The organism is Thiobacter sp. AK1 (genome assembly GCF_039822265.1).
Lineage (GTDB): Bacteria > Pseudomonadota > Gammaproteobacteria > Burkholderiales > Thiobacteraceae > Thiobacter > Thiobacter aerophilum.
In genome coordinates, this window is the sequence record NZ_JBAJEX010000005.1 from 132429 (window position 1) to 154488 (window position 22060).

Consider the following 22060-nt stretch of genomic DNA (forward strand, 5'->3'; position numbering starts at 1 on the left):
CCTCTACCCAAAGCGGCGGCAAGGGTAGCACGCCGCCGGCAGCCCGGCTATCAGCCGCGCCATGACCTGCGCGTGCCACCGTTCGCCGTTACAATAGCCTGTTTTCGCCTAGACCCATTGCCATGTCTGCTCCCGCCTCCCCACGCCTGCCCGTCGAGCGCCTGGTTCTCGCCGCCGCCGTCGTGCTGCTCGCCCTGGGCACTTCTCTGGTGCTGCTACCCTTCCTTTCCGCGCTCCTGTGGGCCTCCATCCTGTGCTATGCCACTTGGCCCGTGTTCGAACGTACAAGCGTGCTGCTGGGACAGCGGCGCAATCTGGCCGCCACGCTCATGTGTCTGGCGGTGGCTGTGTTGCTGGTCCTCCCCTTTTTCGTGGTAGGGGCAAGCCTCGCCGACAATGTCAGCCGTCTTTCTAGCACCCTGCAGGACAGCCTCACCCATCTGCCCGCCAGCCCGCCTGCGTGGCTGGCCAATTTTCCCGTGCTAGGCGGCAGCATGGCTGAATTCTGGCAACGCGCGGTGGACCAGCCGGATTCCCTGATCCAGCAGGCGCGCGCAAGCCTGCCCAGCGTATCCCGCTGGGTGTTGCAACAAGGATTCACGTTGATGCACGGCGTGATCATGCTGGTGCTAGCCCTTATCGTGGCCTTCTTCATCTACCGCGATGGCGTCAGCCTCGCCACCCGGCTCGCCACCGCCGTGCACCGCGTGGCGGGAGACAAGGGGCTACTTCTGCTGCGCCTTGCGGGCAGCACCATCAAGGGCGTGGTCTATGGCATCCTGGGCACGGCCTTGGCCCAGGGGATTCTCGCGGGCCTGGGCTTTCTCATCGCCGGCGTGCCGGGGGCATTGCTGTTGGGATTGCTGACTTTTTTCTTGTCGATCGTGCCCATGGGGCCGCCGCTGGTATGGATTCCCGCCGCCATTTGGCTCTACGTGCAGGGGGAAACAGGCATGGCAGTGTTCCTCGCCTTATGGGGCGCGCTGGTGGTCTCCAGCATCGACAATTTCCTCAAACCCTATCTCATCAGCCAAGGTGCGGACATGCCTTTCATCCTGGTGCTGTTCGGGGTGCTGGGCGGCATCGCTGCCTTCGGATTCCTCGGTGTGTTCCTCGGTCCCACGCTACTCGCGGTGAGCTTTAGCCTGCTCAGGGAATGGAGCAGCGGGACCACGGCGGAGGCAGCGTGACTCTACGTCGAGCCTCTTCCCGTCGCGGCGCGCCCCATGCGCGGGAGGTCGCATCCGACGAAGCCAAGCGGCCGACACCGGGCCAGCTCGCACACGTGGCGATGCTGCTCGCCGAGGTCCTGGCCTTCACCCAGCCGGCGGATGTACTGCTCTCCCGCTACTTTCGCACCCATCCCGGCCTGGGTGCACGCGATCGCCACGTCATCGCCGAAACGGTGTTCGGCATCCTGCGCCATCTGCGCTTTCTGGAGTACATGTCTGGGTCGCGCGCGCCGCGGCCGCTTTTGCTGGCCTATTTTCACCGCATCCAGGGCATGAGCCTGCGGGGTCTGGCACCCTTGCTCAACGCAGGGGAAGCCGAGCAGGTGGCCGCCATGCGGGCCGGATCTAGCGAGCAGGCGCCGCTTGCGGTGCGTGCGGACCTGCCGGACTGGGTGGTAGAACGCCTGCGCACCGTGCTGGACGAGGCCACGATCCTGGCCTTGGGGCGCGCCATGCAGCAGCCCGCGCCGTTGGATTTGCGCGTCAACACCCTCAAGGCCAGCCGGGAGGACGTGCGGGCACGGCTGGCCGCGCAGGGCTTGGCCGTCACGCCCACACCATTCTCCCCCGTCGGCCTGCGTCTAGTCGGCAAACCGGCGATCCAGCATCACCCCCTGTTCACGGCGGGCGTGATCGAGGTACAGGACGAAGGCAGCCAGCTCACCGGTTTTCTGCTGGCGCCCACGCGCCACGAGCGGGTAGCCGATTTCTGCGCGGGCGCGGGCGGCAAGACGCTTTTGCTGGGCGCACTAATGCACTCTCAGGGCCGACTGTATGCCTTCGATGTGTCGGCGGCGCGACTTGCCAAACTCAGACCGCGGCTGGCGCGCTCGGGCCTGTCCAATGTGTATCCCCAACTCATTACCGATGAACGAGACGCACGCCTCAAGCGCCTCACGGGCAAGTTCGATCGTGTCCTGGTGGATGCGCCCTGCAGCGGTCTTGGCACGCTGCGTCGCAACCCGGATCTGAAATGGCGCCAGACACCGGACAGTGTCGCCGAGCTCACTGCCAAGCAGGCGCGCATCCTCGCCGCCGCCAGCCGCCTGCTCAAGCCGGCTGGGCGGCTGGTCTATGCCACCTGCAGTATCCTGCCGGAGGAAAACGAATCCATCGTGGAAAACTTTCTTGCACAACATCCCGAGTTCCAGCTCATACCCGCCAACCAAGTGCTGGCGCGCCAGCACATCGCGCTCGACACCGGGGCCTATCTCGAATTATCGCCGGCGCTCCATGCGACCGACGGTTTCTTCGCCGCCGTGCTGGAGCGCACGCCATGAGGCCGCGCGCGCACCGCTTCTTCTTCGCCCTTTTGCTTTTGGCGACGATCGCCTTCGCCTCCGCCAGCGACGGCGCGCAGCAATTTCCTGCCAGAGGCGTGATCGAGCTGGCCTTCACCCCGGAGGACAACGCCATCCATCTCATGGTCGAAGCCATTCGCGCCGCGCGGCGCACCATTCGCGTCCAGGCCTTTAGCTTCACCAGCAACGAGATCGCTTTCGCTCTGATCGAGGCAAAGCGGCGCGGCGTGGACGTGCAAGTCGTGGCCGATGCAGAGCAGACGACCAAGCTGGAAAACAGCCGCATCCCCTTGCTGGCTGAAGCGGGGATCCCGGTATGGCTGGACGATCAGCACAGCGCCGCCCATAGCAAGGTGATGGTGATCGATGCGGGCACCCAGGCTGCCGCCGTGATCACCGGCTCCATGAATTTCACCTATGCCGGGCAGTTCAAGAACGCGGAGAACGTGCTCGTTCTACGCGGCAATCCGCCCCTGGCCGATGCCTACGCTGCCAACTGGCAGCGTCACCGCCAACATGCACGCCCCTATCGGCGTTGAGCTTCGCTTCCATTACGCCTCGACCGAGTCATGATCCGCACCGAATCCGTACACAACCTGTTGCTGGAAGCGGCCGCCGACCTCGATAAGCCCGCCATGCTTTGGCAGCTCGCCGTGATTGGGCTTGCCGTGGGTCTGGCCTGGTTGCTGGGCAAACGTCTCACGCAGCGCATGCCCCTTCCGGATCCCAGCAAACCCTCGCTGCACGGGCTGCGCTATGCCTTCCCGCCCTTGCTCGCGCTGCTGCTCCTGCTGCCGGCCAAGGCCGTGCTGAAAGCGTGGTTCGCGCCCAGCCTAATCAACTTGGCAATTCCGTTGCTGCTCGCGCTCACCGTCCTGCGCGTGGCTTCCCAGCTCCTACGCTACGTGTTCATGCCCAGCGGCGTACTGAGACTGGTGGAACATATCGTCACCTGGACGGTGCTTGTCGGCCTGGGACTGCACCTCACCGGCCTGCAGCAGGAAGTGTTGCAGGCGCTGGATGAAATCGGTTTTGCCATCGGCCATCAGCGGGTATCGCTGCTGTTGGTGCTGCAGGGCCTGCTCTCGATGGCGGTCGCCCTGCTGTTCGCCCTCTATATTGGCCGCTTGCTCGCAAACCGCCTGATGCGCAGCAAGGACCTGGATCCCAGTCTGCGTCTCGTGTTCGCCAAACTGGTACGGGCGCTGCTGGTCTTGTTCGCGGTCATCATCGCCCTGCCGCTTGCCGGCATCGATATCACCTTCCTCTCCGTCTTCGGCGGCGCCCTCGGCGTGGGCCTGGGCTTCGGCCTGCAAAAGATCGCCGCCAACTACATAAGCGGTTTCATCATCCTGCTCGACCGGTCGGTGCGCATCGGCGACCTGCTCACCATCAACAACCTCTATGGTCAGGTAACCCAGATCAGCACCCGTTACACGGTGCTGCGTGCCAGAGACGGCACCGAAGCACTGATCCCCAATGAGACTCTCGTTTCCTCGGTGGTGGTAAACCACTCGTTCAGCGACCGGGAACAGCGCATGAACCTGCCGGTGCAAGTGGGCTATGGCAGCGACGTGGAAAAGGCCATGGCCATCATGATCGAGGTGGCGCGTGCCCACCCGCGCGTGCTCGCGCACCGGGAACCGGCGGCCTTCCTGCGAGAATTCGCCGACAATGGCATCAACCTCGAACTGGTGGTATGGATCGGGGATCCGGAAGAGGGCCAGCTCAACCTGCGCTCCGAACTTAATTTAGGGATCTGGAAAAGATTCCAGGCCGAGGGGATTGAAATTCCCTATCCCCACCGCGATGTTCGCATCCTCAACCCGTCGTAACAGGATGTTATTGTCTTTTGAAAACGATCGGGTAGAATCGAAACCTCATTCATCTGCAAGGATCCAGCGTTTATGTTTTCTGGCTTGATTTCAATGCCCTGGTGGGGCTATGTGGTAGTCACTCTGGTGCTCACCCACATCACCATCGCTTCCGTCACCATTTTCCTGCATCGCCATCAGGCGCACCGCGCGCTGGATCTGCACCCCATCGCCAGTCATTTCTTCCGCTTCTGGCTGTGGCTGACCACCGGCATGGTCACCAAGGAATGGGCTGCCATCCACCGCAAGCACCACGCGATGTGTGAGACAGTCGACGACCCCCACAGCCCGCAGATCCTCGGCATCAAGAAAGTGCTGTGGCAAGGCGCCGAACTCTATCGCAAGGAAGCGAAGAACCGCGAGACGCTGGAAAAATACGGCAAGGGGACGCCGGATGACTGGATCGAGCGCAACCTCTACTCCAAACACACGGTGCTCGGTATCGGCATCATGCTGGTCATCGACCTCGTACTGTTCGGCCCCATCGGCCTGACCATGTGGGCGGTGCAGATGGCCTGGATTCCCTTCACCGCTGCTGGCGTGATCAATGGCATCGGCCACTACTGGGGCTATCGTAACTTCTCGTCGGACGACGCCGCCACCAACATCGTGCCCTGGGGCATCATCATCGGTGGCGAGGAGCTGCACAACAATCACCACGCCTATCCCACCTCCGCCAAGCTGTCGGCCAAGTGGTGGGAGTTCGACATCGGCTGGCTCTACATCCGCATCCTGGAAATGCTGGGGCTGGCGCGGGTGAAGAAGGTGGCAGGCAAGCCGCGCATCATTCCCAGCAAGACCACACCCGATGCAGCAACCTTGCAGGCGGTGATCACCCACCGTTACGAAGTGATGGCGCGTTACGTCAAGAGCGTGAAAGCGATTGTGCGCGAGGAGATTGCCAAGCTCCACCTGCCGCACCTCGATGTGCAAACCTTCCGCAAATGGTTGCATCTGGACGAGGGTGCGCTGCCGGCCCCGGAACGTGCGTCCCTGGAGCAGGCGCTCCATTCCAGCCGCGTGCTGGCCACTATCTACTCCATGCGCAAGGAACTGGCAGCCATCTGGGCCCGTTCCACCGCCAGCCAGGAAGAGTTGTTGAAGCGGCTGGAGGAATGGTGTCAGCGCGCAGAAGCCAGTGGCATCGAGGCTCTGCAACAGTTCGCCCGCCGCCTGCGCGCCTACGCGTAAGGCGTGCGCGCCCCGAGGAGGCCAACCGGTGGTTGGCCTTTTTTCATGGTACGCGCTTGATCGCGCCAGCCTTGGCTTAAGCAACAAAAAACCCGCCGGGCGGAGCGCCGGGCGGGTTGGTGTGCTGCGGGGTCGCCGCTTACTTGAGCTTGGTTTCCTTGTACAAAACGTGTTTGCGCGCCACCGGATCGTATTTCTTGAATTCCAGCTTGTCCGGCGTGGTGCGCTTGTTCTTGGTGGTGGTATAGAAATGGCCGGTGCCCGCCGTGGACTCCAGCTTGATTTTTTCCCGTCCGCCTTTCGCCATGATTCAGTCCTTAGATGTGCTCGCCCTTCGCACGCAATTCGGCGAGGACAATGTCGATGCCTTTCTTGTCGATGGTACGCAGGGCGGCATTGGTCACTCGCATGCGCACCCAGCGGTTTTCGCTCTCGACCCAGAATTTGCGGTATTGCAGGTTGGGCAGGAAGCGCCGCTTGGTTTTGTTGTTGGCATGGGAGACGTTGTTCCCGACCATCGGCCCCTTGCCCGTGACTTTACATACGCGCGCCATGACAAATCCCTTACTCGGCTGAAAAAGTCGTAACTATACAGAAGTTTGCAAATTCCCTCAAGAGCCGGTATCGTCCGTCGCTTTTGTCCTCCCGATCATGCTGGAAGCACTCGATCTCGCCTGCGAACGCGGCAGCCGCAAGCTGTTCTCCGGCCTAAGTTTCGCCCTGGGGCCGGGTGAGTTGCTGCTGGTGGCAGGCCCCAATGGAGCGGGCAAGACCAGCCTGTTGCGTATCCTGTGCGGCCTGACGCCGCCGGCGACAGGGGAAGTGCGCTGGCAAGGCAAATCGGTGCGCAGCCTGGGCGAGGATTTCTTGAGCCAGCTTTTCTATCTCGGGCATCACAACGGGGTCAAAGATGACCTCACCGCCCTCGAGAACCTCCTCATCACTAGCCGGCTCGCAGGCCAAGCCCTCGGCGAAGAGGCGGCGCGTGCCGCGCTCGCCCACATGGGGCTTGCCGGACGCGAGGATTTGCCAGCCAAGCTACTCTCCCAGGGGCAGCGTCGGCGCGTGGCCCTGGCGCGACTGTTGGTGACACGCGCCCCCCTGTGGATCCTGGATGAACCGGTCACTGCACTGGATGCGCGCGCGGTGGAATTAATCCAGGGCCGGCTCGCCGCCCATCTGGCCGCGGGCGGGCTGGTGGTGCTCACCACCCACCAACCCATCGAGGTCAACGGCGTGACGCCACGCCGCCTGGAGCTTTGTGCGCCATGAACATTTTCTGGACCATGCTGCGCCGCGATTTGCTGCTGGCCTACCGCCGGCGCGCTGACGTGCTCACCAGCCTGTTCTTCTTCGTCATCGTGGTGAGCCTGTTCCCACTGGGCGTGGGACCGGAACGGAGCACCTTACGGCTGATCGCGCCGGGGGTGGTCTGGGTGGCCGCCCTACTGGCGGCCATGCTGTCCCTCAATCGGCTGTTCGCCGCCGATCATCAGGACGGCACCCTGGAACAGATGGCGCTGGCGCCGGTGCCATTGGCGCTGATCGTACTGGCGAAGGTGCTCGCACACTGGATGGTGTCCGGTCTGCCGCTGGCCTTGATGGCGCCGGTGCTGGGACTGCAGTTCGATCTCCCGGGCCATGCCTTGGGCATACTGGTGATCTCTCTCGTCCTGGGTACGCCGGTACTTTCGTTGATCGGGGCCATTGGTGCCGCGCTCACCCTGGGCCTGCGCGGCGGCGGGGTACTGTTGTCGCTGTTGGTGCTGCCGCTGTACATTCCAGTTTTGATTTTCGGCGCCGGCGCCGTGGAAAGCAGCATGATCGGCATGAGTCCGCAGGGGCATCTCTCCCTGCTGGGCGCCTTCCTTCTCCTTGCGCTGTTGGCCACGCCCTTCGTCGCGGCCTCAGCGCTCAAGATCGCGATGGAATGATGGGTATCAACTGGTTCAAGTATTCCTCGCCGGCGACTTTCTATCCCTTGGCCGGCAAACTCATTCCCCTCTTTTACACGCTCGCTGCCCTCTTTTGCGTAGCTGGGCTTTACGTGTCTTTTTTTGTCGCCCCCACCGATGCCACCCAGGGCGAGGCCTATCGCATCATCTTCATCCATGTGCCCGCCGCGTGGATGTCCATGTTCATTTATCTGGTTATGGCGTTCTGGGCTGGCATCGGCCTCGCCTTCAACACGCGGCTGTCCTCGATGATGGCTCAGGCCCTCGCCCCCACCGGTGCCATGTTGACTTTCGTCGCCCTGTGGACGGGCGCGTTGTGGGGCAAGCCGACCTGGGGCACCTGGTGGGTTTGGGATGCACGGCTTACTTCGGAGCTCATCCTGCTATTTCTCTATATTGGTTACCTTTCGCTCACCGCCGCTATCGACGATCCGCGCCGGGCCGACAAGGCCGGCGCCATACTGGCGCTAGTGGGCGTAGTCAACGTGCCCATCATTTATTTTTCGGTACAATGGTGGAACACGCTGCATCAGGGCGCTTCCGTCAGCCTCACGCGCGCCCCGAGCATGGCCATGACGATGCTGCTTGGCATGCTGCTCATGGCGCTGGCCGCCTGGATGTACTCCATCGCCGCGGCTCTGTCGCGGGTCCGCCTCATCATCCTCGAACGCGAAAAGCACACCACCTGGGTTCAGGAAATGCTGGAGCGCAAGCCATGAACTGGGGAAGCTGGTCCGCTTTTTGGCACATGGGCGGCTACGCCTTCTACGTGTGGGGTAGCTACGCCGTCACCCTGCTCTGCGTGGTGGGCGAATGTTTGCTGCTCGCCCACCGGCGCAGAACTTTGCTCAAGACGCTGAATCAGATGCACAGACTCGGCAATCAGGATGGCAATGAAACCCCGACATAAGAAACTGGCCCTGATCGCCGGTGGCCTCGCCATAGTGGGGTTGGCCACCGCGCTGGTGCTCAATGCATTCCAAAGCAATCTTGTGTTCTTCTTCACGCCCACCCAGGTGGCCAATAGGGAAGCGCCGGTGGACCGCACCTTCCGCATCGGCGGCATGGTGGAGGAAGGGAGTCTGCGGCGCGATGCGGACGGTCTCACCGTGCATTTCGTCATCACCGATCGGCTAAACCGCTTGCCCGTGAGCTACAAGGGCATTCTCCCCGACCTGTTCAAAGAGGGAAAAGGTGCGGTGGTGCAGGGGAAGCTGGGCGCAGACGGTCGGTTCGTCGCCGATCAGGTGCTGGCCAAGCACGACGAAAACTACATGCCGCCTGAAGCCGCCCACTCCCTGGAGGAAGCGCGCAAGGCCGCCGCCCAGGCCGCCAAAACCCTGAGCCAATAGGCGCCCCTCCCGAGCGTTTCCTCACGCGTCATGAAAAACAAAATCGCAACCGCCAAAACCCTGAGCCACTAGGCTCCCATCCCGAGGCCACCCATGATTCCCGAACTCGGTCATTTTTCGCTCATCCTCGCCTTGTTGCTGGCGCTGGTGCAGGCCACCCTGCCCTTCGTCGGCGCCGCGCGCAACGTGCCCAACCTGATGGCTCTGGCCCGCCCCACCGCGGTGGGGCAATTCGTCTTCGTCGCCTTCGCCTTCGGCTGTCTCGCCTACGCCTTCCTCACCAACGATTTCTCGGTGCAGTACGTGGCGGCCAATTCCAACACCCAGCTACCTGTGCACTACCGCTTCGCCGCGGTATGGGGTGGGCATGAAGGTTCCATGCTGCTGTGGAGCTTCATGCTCACCCTGTGGGCCCTGGCGGTGACGGCGTTCTCCCGTCATCTGCCGGATGATCTGGTGGCGCGCGTGCTGGGCGTGATGGGCTTTATCGGTGCGGGTTTTCTGCTGTTCATCCTCTTGGTGTCCAATCCCTTCGAGCGGCTCCTCCCCGCGCCTCTGGAAGGCCGTGACCTGAATCCCCTGCTGCAGGACCCGGGCATGGTGTTTCACCCACCCATGCTTTACATGGGCTATGTGGGCTTCTCCATCGCCTTCGCCTTCGCCTTGGCGGCCCTGCTCTCGGGACGGTTGGATGCGGCCTGGGCCCGCTGGTCCCGGCCCTGGACCACGGCGGCGTGGATGTTCCTCACTGTGGGCATCGCGCTAGGCAGTGGCTGGGCCTACTACGAGCTGGGTTGGGGCGGCTGGTGGTTCTGGGATCCCGTGGAAAACGCGTCTTTCATGCCTTGGCTGGTGGGCACCGCGCTCATCCACTCTCTGGCGGTGACGGAAAAGCGCGGCGCCTTCAAAGGTTGGACAGTGTTGCTGGCCATCCTCACCTTCTCGCTCTCCCTGCTGGGGACCTTCCTGGTGCGCTCGGGCGTGCTCACCTCGGTCCATGCTTTCGCCACGGATCCGCGTCGCGGCGTGTTCATCCTGGTCTTCCTCGCCGTGGTGATCGGCATCTCGCTTGCACTGTTCGCCTGGCGCGCGCCGCGCGTGGGCGTGGGCGGAAAATTCGCCCTGCTGTCGCGGGAAACGCTGCTATTGGCCAACAACGTGCTGTTGCTGGTCGCCGCTGGTGCAGTGCTGTTGGGCACCCTCTATCCTCTGTTCATCGACGCCCTGGGTTTGGGCAAGATCTCGGTGGGCCCACCCTATTTCGACGCCGTGTTCGTGCCGCTAATGGCCCCCGTCGTGTTTCTGATGGGCGTGGGGCCCATCGTCCGCTGGAAGGAACAGGCGCTGCCGGATCTCGCCACGCGCCTGAAATGGGCGCTGGCGGTCGCCGTCGCCAGCACCCTGCTACTGCCCCTGGCACTGGGCAAGTGGACGCCGCTCATTGGCTTGGGCTTCCTGCTCGCGTTCTGGGTGTTCGCCAGCGTCGTGCTGGCGGTATGGCACCGTCTGCGTGGCGCGAAGAACAAGCCGCCGCGCGCCTTCTGGGGCATGCATCTTGCCCATTTGGGTGTGGGTGTGTTCATCGTCGGTGTCACCATCGTCAAGGGCTTCGAGATCGAGCGCGACATGAAAATGGGCGTCGGTGACCGCACCACAGTGGCGGGCTACACCTTCACCTTCCATGGCATTCGCGAGCGCAGCGGACCCAACTATCAGGCCCATCAGGGTCTGGTGGAAGTGAGCCGCGAAGGGCGCACCATCGCCCTGCTGCGCCCCGAGAAGCGGGTTTACAATGCCTCGCGCATGCCCATGACGGAGGCGGCCATCGACAATGGCTTCACGCGTGATCTCTATGTCTCCCTGGGTGAGCCCTTGCCAGATGGGGCATGGGCGGTCCGCATTTACTACAAGCCCTTCGTGAGCTGGATCTGGGGCGGCTGCGCGCTCATGGCGCTGGGTGGGCTGCTCGCCCTATCCGACCGGCGTTATCGCCTTGCCAGGCGAGCGCTTGCCCAACCGGCTGGAGCGGCACTTGTGGGGGGCACGGCGTGAGGGCGCGCTTTCTCGTTCCGCTTTTCATTTTCTTGGTGTTGGTAGGCTTTCTCTGGAAGGGCCTGTCGCGCGATCCCCGCGAAGTGCCTTCCCCGCTGGTGGGCAAGCCGGCGCCGACCTTCCATCTGCCGCGCCTGGATGCGCCCGAGAAAATCTTCTCCCCTAGCGACATGCGCGGCCAGGTGTGGCTGCTCAATGTGTGGGCATCCTGGTGTGTCTCCTGCCGGGAGGAGCATCCGGTGCTGGTGGAGCTGGCGAAGCGCCGCGACGTGCCCTTGATCGGCCTTAACTACAAGGATCAGCGCCCCGCCGCCCTTGCCTGGCTTGAGCGCTTCGGCAATCCCTACCATCTGTCGGTGTCCGATGCCGACGGACGCGTAGGCATCGACTATGGCGTGTATGGCGTGCCTGAGACCTACGTCATCGACCGCGCGGGCATCATCCGCATGAAGCACATCGGACCGGTGACGCCGGAGGTGCTTGACACCAAGATCTTGCCCCTGGTAGCGGAACTGTCCAAATGAAGCGCGTGTTGCTTTCCCTCTGGCTCGCCCTGTTGTTGACACCCCTAAACGCCAAGGAAGCCGTGCCGGTGGCGCAGGATCCCGCACTCGAGGCGCGACTCAACCGGCTCGCCAAGGAGCTGCGTTGCCTCGTCTGCCAGAACGAAAGCCTGGCCGACTCTCAGGCCGATCTCGCCGCGGACCTGCGCCGGGAGATTCGCGAGATGATGCGTCAGGGTAAGTCCGACGCGGAAATCACGCGCTATCTCACGGACCGTTATGGTGATTTCGTGCTCTACCGGCCGCCGCTGAAATCCACGACCTGGCTGCTCTGGTTTGGCCCCTTTCTGCTCGCTGGCCTGGCCATCGCCGGCTTTCTCTATTTCCTTGCGCGCCGCCGCAAAAGCTTACCCGATGCGCCCCTCTCGCCGGAGGAACAGGCACGCGTCGAAGCCCTGCTCGGCCAACGTCCCGAAGAGCCCCGATCATGAGCGCTTTCGTCGTCGCGGCGGCGACCCTCACCCTCGCCGCCGTTTTGTTCGTCGTCCTGCCCCTCGCCCGCGGCCGCAGCCGGCCCATGGTGCGGCCCCACGATGGCGTCAACGTGGCAGTGTATCAGGATCAGCTGGCGGAACTGCAAGCCGACCTGGATGCCGGCACCCTCTCCCAGTCCCAGTTCGAAGCGGCGAAACACGAACTGGAACGCCGCCTGCTGCAAGACGTGGCCGGCGCGCAGCCCGCGCCTCGGGCACCTATTGCCCGCTGGCCGGCGCTACTGGTGGCGGTGGCCATTCCCCTGCTCGCCGCGGTACTGTACTGGCAGCTGGGCAATCCAGCCGCCATCACGGCGCCGCGCCTGGCTGGCTTGTCGCCTGAGCAACAAGTGGAGACCCTGCTGCCCGCGCTCGAGAAGCATCTGGCCGAGAAGCCGGACGACGCCACCGGCTGGCGCATGCTGGGCAAGGCTTACATGGCGCTGGAACGCTTCCCGGAAGCCGCCGCCGCCCTCGATCACGCGGCGCGCCTGCTGCCTCAGGATGCCCAGGTGCTCGCGGATTACGCCGATGCCCTGGCCATGGCCCAGGGCCAGCGCCTAGCAGGTAAGCCCGCGGAACTCATCGCCCGCGCCCTGAACCTGGACCCCGACAACGGCAAGGCCCTCTACCTGGCCGGCTACGCCGCCCTGGAGGCAGGCGATCGCAAGACCGCCGCCCGCCACTGGACCCGCCTGCTAGCCCGGCTGCCCGCCGATTCCGAGGATGCGAGCCTGGTGCGCCGGAATCTCGCCGAGCTGGGCGTGCCCGAGCAGGAAACGCCCTCGCCCGGCCCGGTCAGCATTTCGGGTACGGTGCGACTGGCCGATGCCTTGCGCGGCAAAGTCGCGCCCGAGGACACCGTCTTCGTCTTCGCACGTGCCGCCCGGGGCCCACGCATGCCCCTGGCGGTGCTGCGGCTATCGGCGCGGGACCTGCCCGCGCGCTTCAACCTGGACGACACGCTCGCCATGGCGCCGCAGATGAAGCTGTCCCAATTCGACCAAGTGATCATCGGCGCCCGCGTGAGCAAGAGCGGCAGTGCCACCCCCCAGGCGGGCGATCTGGAAGGCAGCACCGCTCCCGTCAAGCCCGGCGCGAAGGATGTGACGCTCGTGATCGACCGAGTGGTGCGCTAACGGCTCGCGGCCCGAATCGGGGCGCAAACCCCTTGCGCGAGGCCCTGGGAAGAACCGCCCGCGGCCCCGAACGACGAGGGAAATCGTCACGTCAGCGCCAGGCAAACAGGCCCCGCGGGCTAGAGCAGTCCTCGCTGCGCGAAAGACACACCGCCGCCGGCTGCGACGACGAAGTGGTCCAGCACGCGCACGTCCACCAGGGCGAGTGCTTCTTTGAGCGCCCGGGTGAGTGCCTGGTCGGCCTGGCTGGGCTCGGCCACACCGGACGGGTGGTTGTGAGCCAAGATCACGGCCGCGGCGTTGTGGTGGAGCGCCCGCTTGACCACCTCGCGCGGATAGACGCTCGTTTCCTTGAGGGTGCCACGAAACAGTTCCTCGAAGGCAATCACGCGGTTTTGCGCATCGAGGAACAGCACCGCGAACACCTCGTGTTCCCGCGGCCCCAGGCGCAGCCGCAGGTAGTCGCGCACCGCCTGGGGCGAACACAGGGCGTCGTCATGCTGCGCGGATTCGGCCAGCGCCCGGCGCGCCATTTCCAGCACCGCCTGCATCTGCGCATATTTGGCAGGGCCCATGCCGGGCACGCTGCAAAACGCCTCCAAGCTCGCGCCGAACAGGCGATTGAGGCTACCAAACCGGGCAATGAGCTCCCGCGCCAAATCCACGGCGCTCTTGCCAGTCACGCCAGTGCGCAGGAAGATGGCCAGCAGTTCCGCATCGGAGAGGGCGTGTGCGCCCTGCCTGATGAGCCGCTCCCGCGGCCGTTCCGAAACGGGCCAGTCCGTGATCGCCATGGCAGGATCCTCGCGCTTACCGGTAGAATGAAGGGATTATGTCCGATTTCGATGGCAAACGCATATTGCTGGGGGTGACCGGCGGCATCGCGGCCTACAAGGCCGCGGAGCTGGTCCGGCTCATGCGCCGGCAGCACATGGACGTGCAGGTGGTGATGACCGAGGCCGCCACCCAGTTCATCACGCCCGTGACGCTGCAGGCCCTATCGGGGAAGCCCGTATTCACCAGCCTGTGGGACGCGCGTATCGACCACGGCATGGCCCACATCGAATTCACCCGCGCTACCGATGCTTGCCTGATCGCGCCCGCCAGCGCCGATTTCCTGGCCAAGCTGGCGCAAGGGCGGGCCGACGATTTGCTTTCCACCCTGTGTCTGGCACGGCAATGTCCGCTCCTGGTGGCGCCGGCGATGAACCGGCAAATGTGGGATAACCCCGCCACCCAGCGCAATCTGGAACGAATCCGGGAAGACGGCATCGTGGTGCTGGGGCCGGCGGCAGGCGAACAGGCCTGCGGAGAATCCGGCATGGGACGCATGCTGGAGCCGGAAGAGCTGTTGGAAGATCTGGAAGCTTTCTTCCAACCCAAGCTGCTAGCGGGCAAGCGAGTGCTGGTCACGGCCGGCCCCACCTGGGAAGCCGTCGACGCGGTGCGTGGCATCACCAACCGCTCATCCGGCAAGATGGGTTATGCGGTAGCCCGCGCCGCCCTGGAAGCCGGGGCGAAGGTGACGCTGATCACCGGTCCCACCGCCCTGAAACCGCCGCGCGGGGCGCACGTGATCCCGGTGGTGAGCGCGCAGGAGATGCTCAATGCCGTCAACGCCGAGGTGGGCGAAGCGGACATCTTCATCAGCGTGGCGGCGGTAGCCGATTATTACGTGCTCAACCCCTCCGAGCAGAAGATCAAGAAGGACGCCCACATCCTGACCCTGGAGCTTGCGCCCAATCCGGACATCCTGGCCAATGTCACCAGTCGCGCCAATCCTCCCTTCTGCGTGGGTTTTGCCGCGGAAAGCGAGAATCTGTACGAATTCGCCGAACTCAAACGCCGACGCAAGAATCTGCCCTTGCTCGCGGCCAACCTGGTCACGGAGGCCGTGGGCGGGGACGAGTCCCGTCTCACCCTGTTCGACGACAATGGCGTGCACGCCCTCGCGCCCGGGCCCAAGCTGACGCTCGCGCGCCAGCTCATCCGCCACATCGCCACCCTGTACGCCGCTACGCATTCCGTGCGTTGAGCGGCGTCGACTCCGTTCCACCCGTCCCTGCGAGCGGGCATAATAAACGCCATCCGCGCCCGCGGTGACCGCAAAGATAGCCTCCCCATGGACTGCATTGACCTGATGATCCTCGACCCGCGGGTACGGGATCTTTTGCCTGCCTATGCCACACCCGGTTCCGCGGGGCTCGATCTGCGCGCCGCCATCGACGCGCCCCTCACCCTGAAGCCCGGCGACACGGAGCTGATTCCCACGGGGCTTGCCATCCACATCGGCGATCCGGGTTATGCCGGGATGATCCTGCCCCGCTCGGGCCTCGGCCACAAGCATGGCATCGTCCTGGGCAATCTGGTGGGCCTCATCGATTCCGACTACCAAGGGCAGCTCTTTGTCTCCTGCTGGAATCGGGGACGCGAGCCATTTGAGCTGCAACCCCTGGAGCGAATTGCCCAACTCGTCATCGTGCCGGTGGCACGTGTGAGCTTCAACATCGTGGAAGCCTTCGAGGCCAGCCACCGGGGCAGTGGCGGCTTCGGCAGCACGGGTAAGCACTGAAATCACAGCGAGTCGGCCTCGCCACGCTGGCATGGAAGCTGCTTCGTAGGCCGCAAGGAGACACCGGCGAGAGGGGGCGTCAAGCCCCGGGCGTCGGGATGACACACTCCGGTCCATGAACCGGAGAGGCGTAAGGAGCGGGAAGCGACATGAAACCCTCCATCGCCCGCCTGTTTCTGGTGGGTTTTTTTGTGCTGGCCCTGGCCGCCTCGGCGGCGGGATTTCTGCTGCACGCGGCGGTCGCCCTGCATCAACACTTCGTGCGCAACCAACCGCCCGCCTACGCCGGGGCGGTGCTTTCAGCGCAGCTGCAAAGCCTGCCCATCCGCCTGCGCGGCGAGGCGCGCGCCATCGCCCATTCCCCTCTCACCGTGCAGGCCCTTGCCCAAGGGTCGGACACGGAGCGTCAGAATCTCGTCGCCACCCTGCGCGGCTTCTACCCAGAACTCCACGAAATCCAGATCCTCAGCGAAGACCAGGCGGCGGGCCGCAGCCCCATTCCCGGCAGCCTGAGCACCACCCAGCGCAAGCTGATCGACGCCTTGCGGGAACGACCCGACAGCACCGACGCCATGACGGTGGAGCGTTTGAGCCTGCGCTTTTCCGCCCCCGTGCGTCACCCTGATGACAATCGTCTGCTGGGCTTTGTGCTGCTGGCGCGCGATCTCGGCGACATCCAGCTGCTGTTCGCCGGCACGCCGTTGTTGGATGGCTATGCCGAGCTGCAGCAGCAGGACGGCAACCGCTTCGAGACCCTGCTCAAGCGCGGCGACGAAAGCCTCAAGAGCGTCTCAGCACCACGTTACACGGAGATATCGGGCACGCCCTGGCGGCTCGCCACCTGGTCAGCCCCGGGCCCCACGGGCCTGCTCGCCGATGTGCGCATGAGCTTCGTGCTGGTGTGGGCGGGCCTGATCCTGCTGATGGCCCTGGCCCTAGCCCTCATCTACTTTTACGGGAATCGCGCGCTCCAGGATGACCTTGCGGCCCTCACCAAACTGTTTTCCGACATCTCCCACAACCGCATGCGCAAGAGCTATAACGTGCAGCTCGAAGAGGTGCAGCCGGCCTACCTCATCATGTATCAGCTGGGCAAGCTGATGGTGGGCAAGCATCTGGCGGCGGTGAACTCGGCCGGCATGGATCACCTCTCCCAGGTACACAACCGACGCAGCTTCGATGCCAAACAGCGCGAAATCTACCAGCAGGCGAAGGAAGGCTGGCCCGCGAGCCTGCTCATCCTGGACATCGACGACTTCAAGCGCGTCAACGACACCTACGGCCACGACGCCGGCGACCAGCTCATCATCCAGTTCGGCAAACTGCTCAAGGAACGCCTGCGCTCCAGCGATTTCGTGGCCCGCTTAGGCGGCGATGAGTTCTGTGTGATCTTCCCCAACACACCCTTGAAACGGGCGATGGAGTTGGCCGACCGGCTGCGCCGCAGCATGCCGGCCACCGTGGAGCTGGCGCCGGGCGTTATGCACGCGTTGTCCTGGAGCGGCGGCTTATCCGAATTCAGTCGCCACGATCAGGCGGAAAATGCCGCTCTGGCGCGCGCCGACCAGGCCCTGCTGGAAGCTAAACGGGGCGGACGCAACCGCACGCAGATGAAGGCCGCCTGAAACCTCAGTGCCCCATCTGGGTACTGGAGAACAATAGCTCGTGGGCGCGGCGGGCGAATTCCTCCGCCTTCGCGTCGTCGATGAAGAGCTTGATCAGCTTGCGGCAGGAATCGATGGTGGCTGCCAGTTCTTGGGGCGTATCGCCGGATTCCTGGATCTTCTTCACCACCTTGGCACTCTGAGGACCCAGCAGGGAGCGCGCCAAAGTGGCGAGTTCCGCCTTCGGATCCCCCACACCGAGCCCACGTCGCCCCGCCTCCTCCGCGGTGGCGATGAAGCCTTCCTGAGCCAAGGTGGTGAGCGCCCCTTCCACGTCGGGCAGGCCCAGCCCCCGTTCCATGATTCGGGCAACCGGCGACTTGCCGTCCACCAGAATCAGCACGCGACGCAGGGCTTGGGACAACCCGTGGGTACGCCGCTCGAATTCCTCTTCGCCCTTGGCGGTGCGCACGAATACCAGTCGCGGGTCCATGGCGAACTCCATCAAGCGGAGAGCTCCTCGATCACCGTGTAGATGAGCTTGATGGTGATGGCCACGTAGATCGCGCCGAAGAAAAAGATCAACGACACCACGTAGCGCAGAGTGGTCTCCGACAACTCACCCAGGAAGGGCATGGCTGCGTAGCCGATGGCGAACAGCGTCACCATCGCCGACAACACACGCCAGCGCTTGCCCACCACGCCGCCGGGCACGCGCGACTTCAGGCTGAACACCAGCCACAGGCAGTACAGCATGACGATGATGGCCGAAGCCATGATGACTGTGATGATCTCGACATCCATGTTGGCGTTTCCTCGTTGTTATTGGATTTTGTCGCTCCTGGAGAACGATCCCGCGCCCCATGCCGGGAGGCGCTAGCGTAGCACAAGCGAGTCCTTTCGGACCACGAGCACCCCACCAGAAACGCTTATGCAAATTCCGGACCAAGCCACAGGGCCCAGTGTCCAGGAATGACACCCACGCCCCAGAAGCCGGGATCGATCTGGCTCAGTGTCAACCAAGGCTGGCGCTAGATGCGACGGGCGCGGGTGGTTTTTGCTCCCTGCAGTCACTACACAACGCCTTGACCATCGAACCATCGTTCGATAGCATGCCGGCATGGCCGACGACGCCGACTACCTCGCCAAACTCCAGGATTTCTACGCCCGGCATCGGGTCCTGCCTGCCTACTCCACCATGGGTGAGCTCCTCGGCCTGCGCTCCAAGTCTTCGGTGGCGGCCCTGGTGGGCCGACTCAAGCTGGCGGGGTATCTCGAAACCGCCCCGGACCGGCGACTCAAACCCACGGCGCGCTTTTTCGAGCGGCCACGGGTGGATGGCGTGCGAGCGGGACGACCCCACCCCGCCGGCGAAGGGGGTAGCGAGGCCCTCACCCTGGACGAATATCTCATCGAGCGGCCGTCGCGAACCGTATTGATTCCGGTCAAGGGCGATTCCATGATCGACGCCGGTATCCGCGACGGCGACATCGTCGTGGTGGAGCGCAAGCCCACTGCGGAGGTGGGCGACATCGTGGTGGCGGTGGTGGATAACGAGTTCACCCTGAAATACCTGGACAAAGACCGCCAGGGCTTCCTCCTGCGAGCCGCCAACCCCGCCTATGCCCCCATCCGCCCGGCGGGCAGCCTGGAAATTTACGGCGTGGTGGTGGGGCTGGTACGCAAGTACCGCTGAGCTCGCGCCCATCGCCCGCAAACTTTTCCCCGCGCCTTGACATAGTGTAATAGAGACACTAATCTTGGTGTCTCGATGACACGAAACGAAGCCGTGGCTCCGTACTGCTATTCCCATCCCCATCCCGCGGTCACCACCGACGTGGTGCTGTTCACCATCCGAGAGGAGACGCTGCAGGTGCTGCTCGTGCGCCGGCGCAATGCCCCGTTTGCCGGCCAGTGGGCCCTGCCCGGGGGGTTTTTGGATCCCGCGGAGGATCTCATCACCTGCGCCCTACGTGAGCTGGCCGAGGAGACGGGCATCACCGACGTCTATCTGGAGCAGCTCTACACCTTCGGTCGCCCCGACCGGGATCCCCGGGGGCGGGTCATCTCCGTGACCTACTATGGCCTCGCCCCCGCCGACCGCCTCACCCTCAAGGCAGGTTCCGATGCCAAGCAGACAGCCTGGTTTCCCTATGGCGCGCTGCCTCCCCTCGCCTTCGATCATCGCGAAATCGTGGACAAGGCCCATGAGCGCCTGGTGGCCAAGCTGGAATACTCCACCATCGCCTTCCAGTTCCTGCCCGCCCAGTTCACGCTGAGCGAGCTGCAGGAGGTCTATGAGATCATCCGCTCGGAACCCCTCGACAAGCGCAATTTCCGCAAATGGGTCCTCGCCCGCAACTTGATCGAGGAAACCGGTGCCCAGCGTCGCAATGGCAGTCATCGTCCCGCTAAACTGTTTCGCACCAAGTACCCGGGCCGCGTCGAGATCATCCGCTAGTGCCCCACCCAAGCCAGGAAAGTTCATGGAACCAGCCCTTCCCTTCGCTGCCTTGACCGATCGTACGGCCCAGATTGACCGCATCAAGCGCATGCTGGTGGAACAGGACGCGGTGCTGGTGGCGCACTACTACACGGATGGCGCGCTCCAGACCCTCGCAGACGAAACTGGGGGCCATGTCGCCGATTCCCTGGAAATGGCGCGCTTCGGCCATGCGCACCCCGCGCGCACCCTGGTGGTCGCCGGCGTGCGCTTCATGGGCGAGACCGCCAAGATCCTCAACCCGGAAAAGCGGGTGCTGTTGGTGGAAAAGGACGCCACCTGCTCCCTGGACGACGCTTGCCCGCCGGAAGCCTTCGGCGCCTTCTGCGACGCCCATCCTGACCGCACCGTGGTGGTCTATGCCAACACCAGCGCGGCGGTCAAGGCGCGTGCCGACTGGGTGGTAACCTCCGCCATCGCGGTCAAGGTGGTGGAACATCTGCATCGACAAGGCAAGAAAATCCTCTGGGCGCCCGACAAACATCTGGGCAGTTACGTGCAGCGCGTCACCGGCGCCGACATGCTGCTGTGGCAAGGAAGCTGCGTGGTACACGAGCGTTTCAAGGCCGAGCTGCTTGCCGACATGAAACAGCGCCACCCGGCGGCAGCGGTGTTGGTGCATCCGGAAGCGCCGGCGGGCGTGGTGAGCCTAGCCGATGTAGTGGGCTCCACCACCACCCTCATCCGCGCTGCCCGCGAGTTACCCCATGCAGAGTTCATCGTCGCCACCGACAACGGCATCTTCCACAAGATGCGCGAGGCCGCGCCGGGCAAGGTCTTCATCGAGGCCCCCAGCGGCGGTGTCGGCGCCACCTGCGCAAGCTGCGCCCATTGCCCGTGGATGGCGATGAATAGCCTGGATGCCTTGGAACGGGTGCTCAGCCGAGGCGACAGCGAAGTGGTGATCGACGAGACCGTGCGCCGCCGGGCGGTGGTGCCCATTCAGCGCATGCTGGACTTCGCCGCGGCCCAGCCGCGCACCTATTGAGCGTTACGTAAGTCGTTGACAGGCTGCGCAAGTCAAACGTCATTCCCGCGAAAGCGGGAATCCAGGGTATTCCTCGCCATGTTCCTGGGTCCCCGCTTGCGCGGGGACGACACAACGGTGTGACCTACTTACGTAATGCTCAATAACACTGCTGGCATCAAGTCCAGGTCCGGCCGGTCGATAAGTGCAACAGGGGCGCTGGCCCCGCCACCGGGATCCCAGGTCGATGTCACGTGCTGCGTCTCTCTGTAAGCGTCTGTCGCGTTTTTTCCGGCCAACGCCGGCCAATGCCGGTGCCGCGCAGGCGCAGCAAGCAGCCGCCGACAGCCCACCCGCCGAAGAACCGTCTCCACCTGCGCAGGCCCTACCGGATGGCCGCCCGCCCGCGGATAGCCCGCCACAGGCCAGTGTCAGGCCCGCCAGCCTTCTCTACGCCAAGGCGCTGTGGCTCGTCCTCGGTGGCATCATTCTGGCCGGCGCCGGGGCGCTGGCCTCGGCCCTGGTGCTAGAAAGCCGGCACACCCAAGCTCTGCTTAATAAGCTAGAGGCGCGCCAGGCGGCCCTGGAAAGGGAAAACCAGGCATTACGCGACTTGCCACGAATCATTGCCGCGCCCCAGCTCGCACCCGGTCCCCTCTCCGCCCAAGCCACCAGTGGGCACGCCGTGCCGGACCCGAAGGTCCCTGCCCGAAGCGCGCCGACCCAAGCCACCCCACCTGCCGCTGCGAGCCGGCCACCGGTGACCGGCGAATGCCTGCTAGCCAGCGATGACGATGTGCACACCGTGGTGCGCGAGTGCATCGACCGCTTCAACCGGGCCGCCGCCCGTGGGCTGCCCCCGCCCTCCCGATGAGGCAAGGCAGACCGCCCACGACCCAGCTCTCACCCCAAGCACATGCCATGGGCGATCAAATCTTGCCCGCGCCAACCCATCATCGATCCCGAGCAGAGCCTATTTACCCACGCGCTGCTGTTTCGCCCCACACCGGAACAGCCCCGTTGGTGAACGATCTGGCGGCGACCGCCCAGGTGCTCACCCATCTGTTGGGCGAGATGGGTCTGCGGCCGCTATTGGAGGTCAGAGCACTGGGCTTCGTTAACGTCAGTCTCGCCCTGTGCGAAGCCCTGGAACAGGCCGATTTCGCTACCCGAGCGGCGATCCTGCAGGGAATGCCGGCGCTTCATGCCAACGATCTGGTGAAAGCCCAGCTCGCTGCCGCGCGCTGGGTGGGGAGCCTGGGCGAAGCCGCGCCCTGAGCCT

At 64.3% G+C, this 22060-nt stretch carries 27 protein-coding genes; 22 read left to right on the top strand and 5 right to left on the bottom strand.

Features of this window, described 5'->3' with window-relative positions; translation table 11 throughout:
- The first annotated feature begins 122 nt into the window (after positions 1–122).
- From V6E02_RS08010 to V6E02_RS08030, 5 genes are all read left to right on the top strand, one after another.
- A complete protein-coding gene (locus tag V6E02_RS08010) occupies positions 123–1190 on the top strand; it encodes an AI-2E family transporter (protein WP_347308263.1) in 1068 nt (355 codons plus the stop codon).
- Positions 1157–2512: an RsmB/NOP family class I SAM-dependent RNA methyltransferase gene (locus tag V6E02_RS08015; protein WP_430626787.1), complete on the top strand. Its 1356-nt coding sequence runs from the start codon at positions 1157–1159 to the stop codon at positions 2510–2512. Before V6E02_RS08010 ends, V6E02_RS08015 begins: the two co-directional genes overlap by 34 nt.
- Complete coding sequence (locus V6E02_RS08020; protein ID WP_347308265.1) at positions 2509–3072, top strand: phospholipase D family nuclease; 564 nt, start codon at positions 2509–2511, stop codon at positions 3070–3072. The genes V6E02_RS08015 and V6E02_RS08020 overlap by 4 nt, the downstream gene beginning before the upstream one ends.
- 30 nt (positions 3073–3102) lie before the next feature.
- A complete protein-coding gene (locus V6E02_RS08025; RefSeq protein WP_347308267.1) occupies positions 3103–4368 on the top strand; it encodes a mechanosensitive ion channel family protein in 1266 nt (421 codons plus the stop codon).
- A gap of 93 nt (positions 4369–4461) precedes the next feature.
- Entirely contained in the window at positions 4462–5598 is a 1137-nt protein-coding gene (locus V6E02_RS08030) for a DesA family fatty acid desaturase (RefSeq protein ID WP_347308268.1), read from the top strand.
- A gap of 139 nt (positions 5599–5737) precedes the next feature.
- Here V6E02_RS08030 and rpmG read toward each other — a convergent pair whose 3' ends face one another.
- Positions 5738–5905 carry a 50S ribosomal protein L33 gene (rpmG, locus tag V6E02_RS08035; RefSeq protein WP_347308269.1) on the bottom strand — a complete coding sequence of 56 codons (168 nt, stop codon included), beginning with the start codon at positions 5903–5905 and terminating at the stop codon, positions 5738–5740.
- Positions 5906–5915: 10 nt separating this feature from the next.
- Entirely contained in the window at positions 5916–6152 is a 237-nt protein-coding gene (gene rpmB / locus V6E02_RS08040) for a 50S ribosomal protein L28 (RefSeq protein ID WP_347308270.1), read from the bottom strand.
- Between the two features lie 97 nt (positions 6153–6249).
- Between rpmB and ccmA the strand changes: the two genes are divergently transcribed.
- From ccmA to ccmI, 9 genes are all read left to right on the top strand, one after another.
- Positions 6250–6870: a cytochrome c biogenesis heme-transporting ATPase CcmA gene (gene ccmA / locus V6E02_RS08045; RefSeq protein WP_347308271.1), complete on the top strand. Its 621-nt coding sequence runs from the start codon at positions 6250–6252 to the stop codon at positions 6868–6870.
- On the top strand, positions 6867–7532 hold the full coding sequence (gene ccmB / locus V6E02_RS08050) for a heme exporter protein CcmB (RefSeq protein WP_347308272.1): 666 nt from the start codon (positions 6867–6869) through the stop codon (positions 7530–7532). The genes ccmA and ccmB overlap by 4 nt, the downstream gene beginning before the upstream one ends.
- On the top strand, positions 7529–8272 hold the full coding sequence (gene ccmC / locus V6E02_RS08055) for a heme ABC transporter permease CcmC (protein ID WP_347308273.1): 744 nt from the start codon (positions 7529–7531) through the stop codon (positions 8270–8272). Before ccmB ends, ccmC begins: the two co-directional genes overlap by 4 nt.
- A complete protein-coding gene (gene ccmD, locus V6E02_RS08060) occupies positions 8269–8463 on the top strand; it encodes a heme exporter protein CcmD (protein ID WP_347308274.1) in 195 nt (64 codons plus the stop codon). The genes ccmC and ccmD overlap by 4 nt, the downstream gene beginning before the upstream one ends.
- Positions 8447–8905, top strand: a complete 459-nt coding sequence (gene ccmE / locus V6E02_RS08065; protein ID WP_347308275.1) for a cytochrome c maturation protein CcmE — start codon at positions 8447–8449, stop codon at positions 8903–8905. Before ccmD ends, ccmE begins: the two co-directional genes overlap by 17 nt.
- Positions 8906–8998: 93 nt before the next feature.
- A complete protein-coding gene (locus tag V6E02_RS08070) occupies positions 8999–10957 on the top strand; it encodes a heme lyase CcmF/NrfE family subunit (RefSeq protein ID WP_347308276.1) in 1959 nt (652 codons plus the stop codon).
- Positions 10954–11481, top strand: a complete 528-nt coding sequence (locus V6E02_RS08075) for a DsbE family thiol:disulfide interchange protein (protein WP_347308277.1) — start codon at positions 10954–10956, stop codon at positions 11479–11481. The genes V6E02_RS08070 and V6E02_RS08075 overlap by 4 nt, the downstream gene beginning before the upstream one ends.
- On the top strand, positions 11478–11951 hold the full coding sequence (locus V6E02_RS08080) for a cytochrome c-type biogenesis protein (protein ID WP_347308278.1): 474 nt from the start codon (positions 11478–11480) through the stop codon (positions 11949–11951). Before V6E02_RS08075 ends, V6E02_RS08080 begins: the two co-directional genes overlap by 4 nt.
- A complete protein-coding gene (gene ccmI / locus V6E02_RS08085) occupies positions 11948–13132 on the top strand; it encodes a c-type cytochrome biogenesis protein CcmI (protein WP_347308279.1) in 1185 nt (394 codons plus the stop codon). The genes V6E02_RS08080 and ccmI overlap by 4 nt, the downstream gene beginning before the upstream one ends.
- A gap of 119 nt (positions 13133–13251) precedes the next feature.
- On the opposite strand, the gene radC is transcribed toward ccmI, so the two are convergent.
- Positions 13252–13926 carry a RadC family protein gene (gene radC / locus V6E02_RS08090; RefSeq protein WP_347308280.1) on the bottom strand — a complete coding sequence of 225 codons (675 nt, stop codon included), beginning with the start codon at positions 13924–13926 and terminating at the stop codon, positions 13252–13254.
- 38 nt (positions 13927–13964) lie between these two features.
- On the opposite strand from radC, the gene coaBC reads away from it, so the two are divergent.
- The 3 genes from coaBC (at position 13965) to V6E02_RS08105 (ending at position 17329) form a co-directional block, all read left to right on the top strand.
- Positions 13965–15167 carry a bifunctional phosphopantothenoylcysteine decarboxylase/phosphopantothenate--cysteine ligase CoaBC gene (coaBC, locus tag V6E02_RS08095; protein ID WP_347308281.1) on the top strand — a complete coding sequence of 401 codons (1203 nt, stop codon included), beginning with the start codon at positions 13965–13967 and terminating at the stop codon, positions 15165–15167.
- A gap of 87 nt (positions 15168–15254) precedes the next feature.
- Positions 15255–15704, top strand: a complete 450-nt coding sequence (dut, locus tag V6E02_RS08100; protein WP_347308282.1) for a dUTP diphosphatase — start codon at positions 15255–15257, stop codon at positions 15702–15704.
- A 149-nt stretch (positions 15705–15853) separates the two neighbouring features.
- Complete coding sequence (locus V6E02_RS08105; RefSeq protein ID WP_347308283.1) at positions 15854–17329, top strand: GGDEF domain-containing protein; 1476 nt, start codon at positions 15854–15856, stop codon at positions 17327–17329.
- 4 nt (positions 17330–17333) lie between these two features.
- Here the strand turns inward: V6E02_RS08105 and V6E02_RS08110 are convergent, their stop codons facing one another.
- Both V6E02_RS08110 and V6E02_RS08115 read right to left on the bottom strand, forming a co-directional pair.
- A complete protein-coding gene (locus V6E02_RS08110) occupies positions 17334–17801 on the bottom strand; it encodes a hypothetical protein (protein WP_347308284.1) in 468 nt (155 codons plus the stop codon).
- An 11-nt stretch (positions 17802–17812) separates the two neighbouring features.
- Entirely contained in the window at positions 17813–18112 is a 300-nt protein-coding gene (locus V6E02_RS08115) for a hypothetical protein (RefSeq protein WP_347308285.1), read from the bottom strand.
- A gap of 316 nt (positions 18113–18428) precedes the next feature.
- Here V6E02_RS08115 and V6E02_RS08120 point away from each other — a divergent pair, with 316 nt between their 5' ends.
- The 5 genes from V6E02_RS08120 (at position 18429) to V6E02_RS08140 (ending at position 22056) form a co-directional block, all read left to right on the top strand.
- On the top strand, positions 18429–19004 hold the full coding sequence (locus V6E02_RS08120) for a LexA family protein (protein WP_347308286.1): 576 nt from the start codon (positions 18429–18431) through the stop codon (positions 19002–19004).
- A gap of 75 nt (positions 19005–19079) precedes the next feature.
- Complete coding sequence (locus V6E02_RS08125) at positions 19080–19769, top strand: NUDIX hydrolase (RefSeq protein WP_347308287.1); 690 nt, start codon at positions 19080–19082, stop codon at positions 19767–19769.
- Complete coding sequence (gene nadA / locus V6E02_RS08130; RefSeq protein WP_430626788.1) at positions 19702–20799, top strand: quinolinate synthase NadA; 1098 nt, start codon at positions 19702–19704, stop codon at positions 20797–20799. Before V6E02_RS08125 ends, nadA begins: the two co-directional genes overlap by 68 nt.
- Positions 20800–21025: 226 nt before the next feature.
- A complete protein-coding gene (locus V6E02_RS08135) occupies positions 21026–21652 on the top strand; it encodes a hypothetical protein (protein WP_347308288.1) in 627 nt (208 codons plus the stop codon).
- A gap of 149 nt (positions 21653–21801) precedes the next feature.
- Positions 21802–22056 carry a hypothetical protein gene (locus tag V6E02_RS08140; RefSeq protein ID WP_347308289.1) on the top strand — a complete coding sequence of 85 codons (255 nt, stop codon included), beginning with the start codon at positions 21802–21804 and terminating at the stop codon, positions 22054–22056.
- Positions 22057–22060 lie beyond the last annotated feature (4 nt).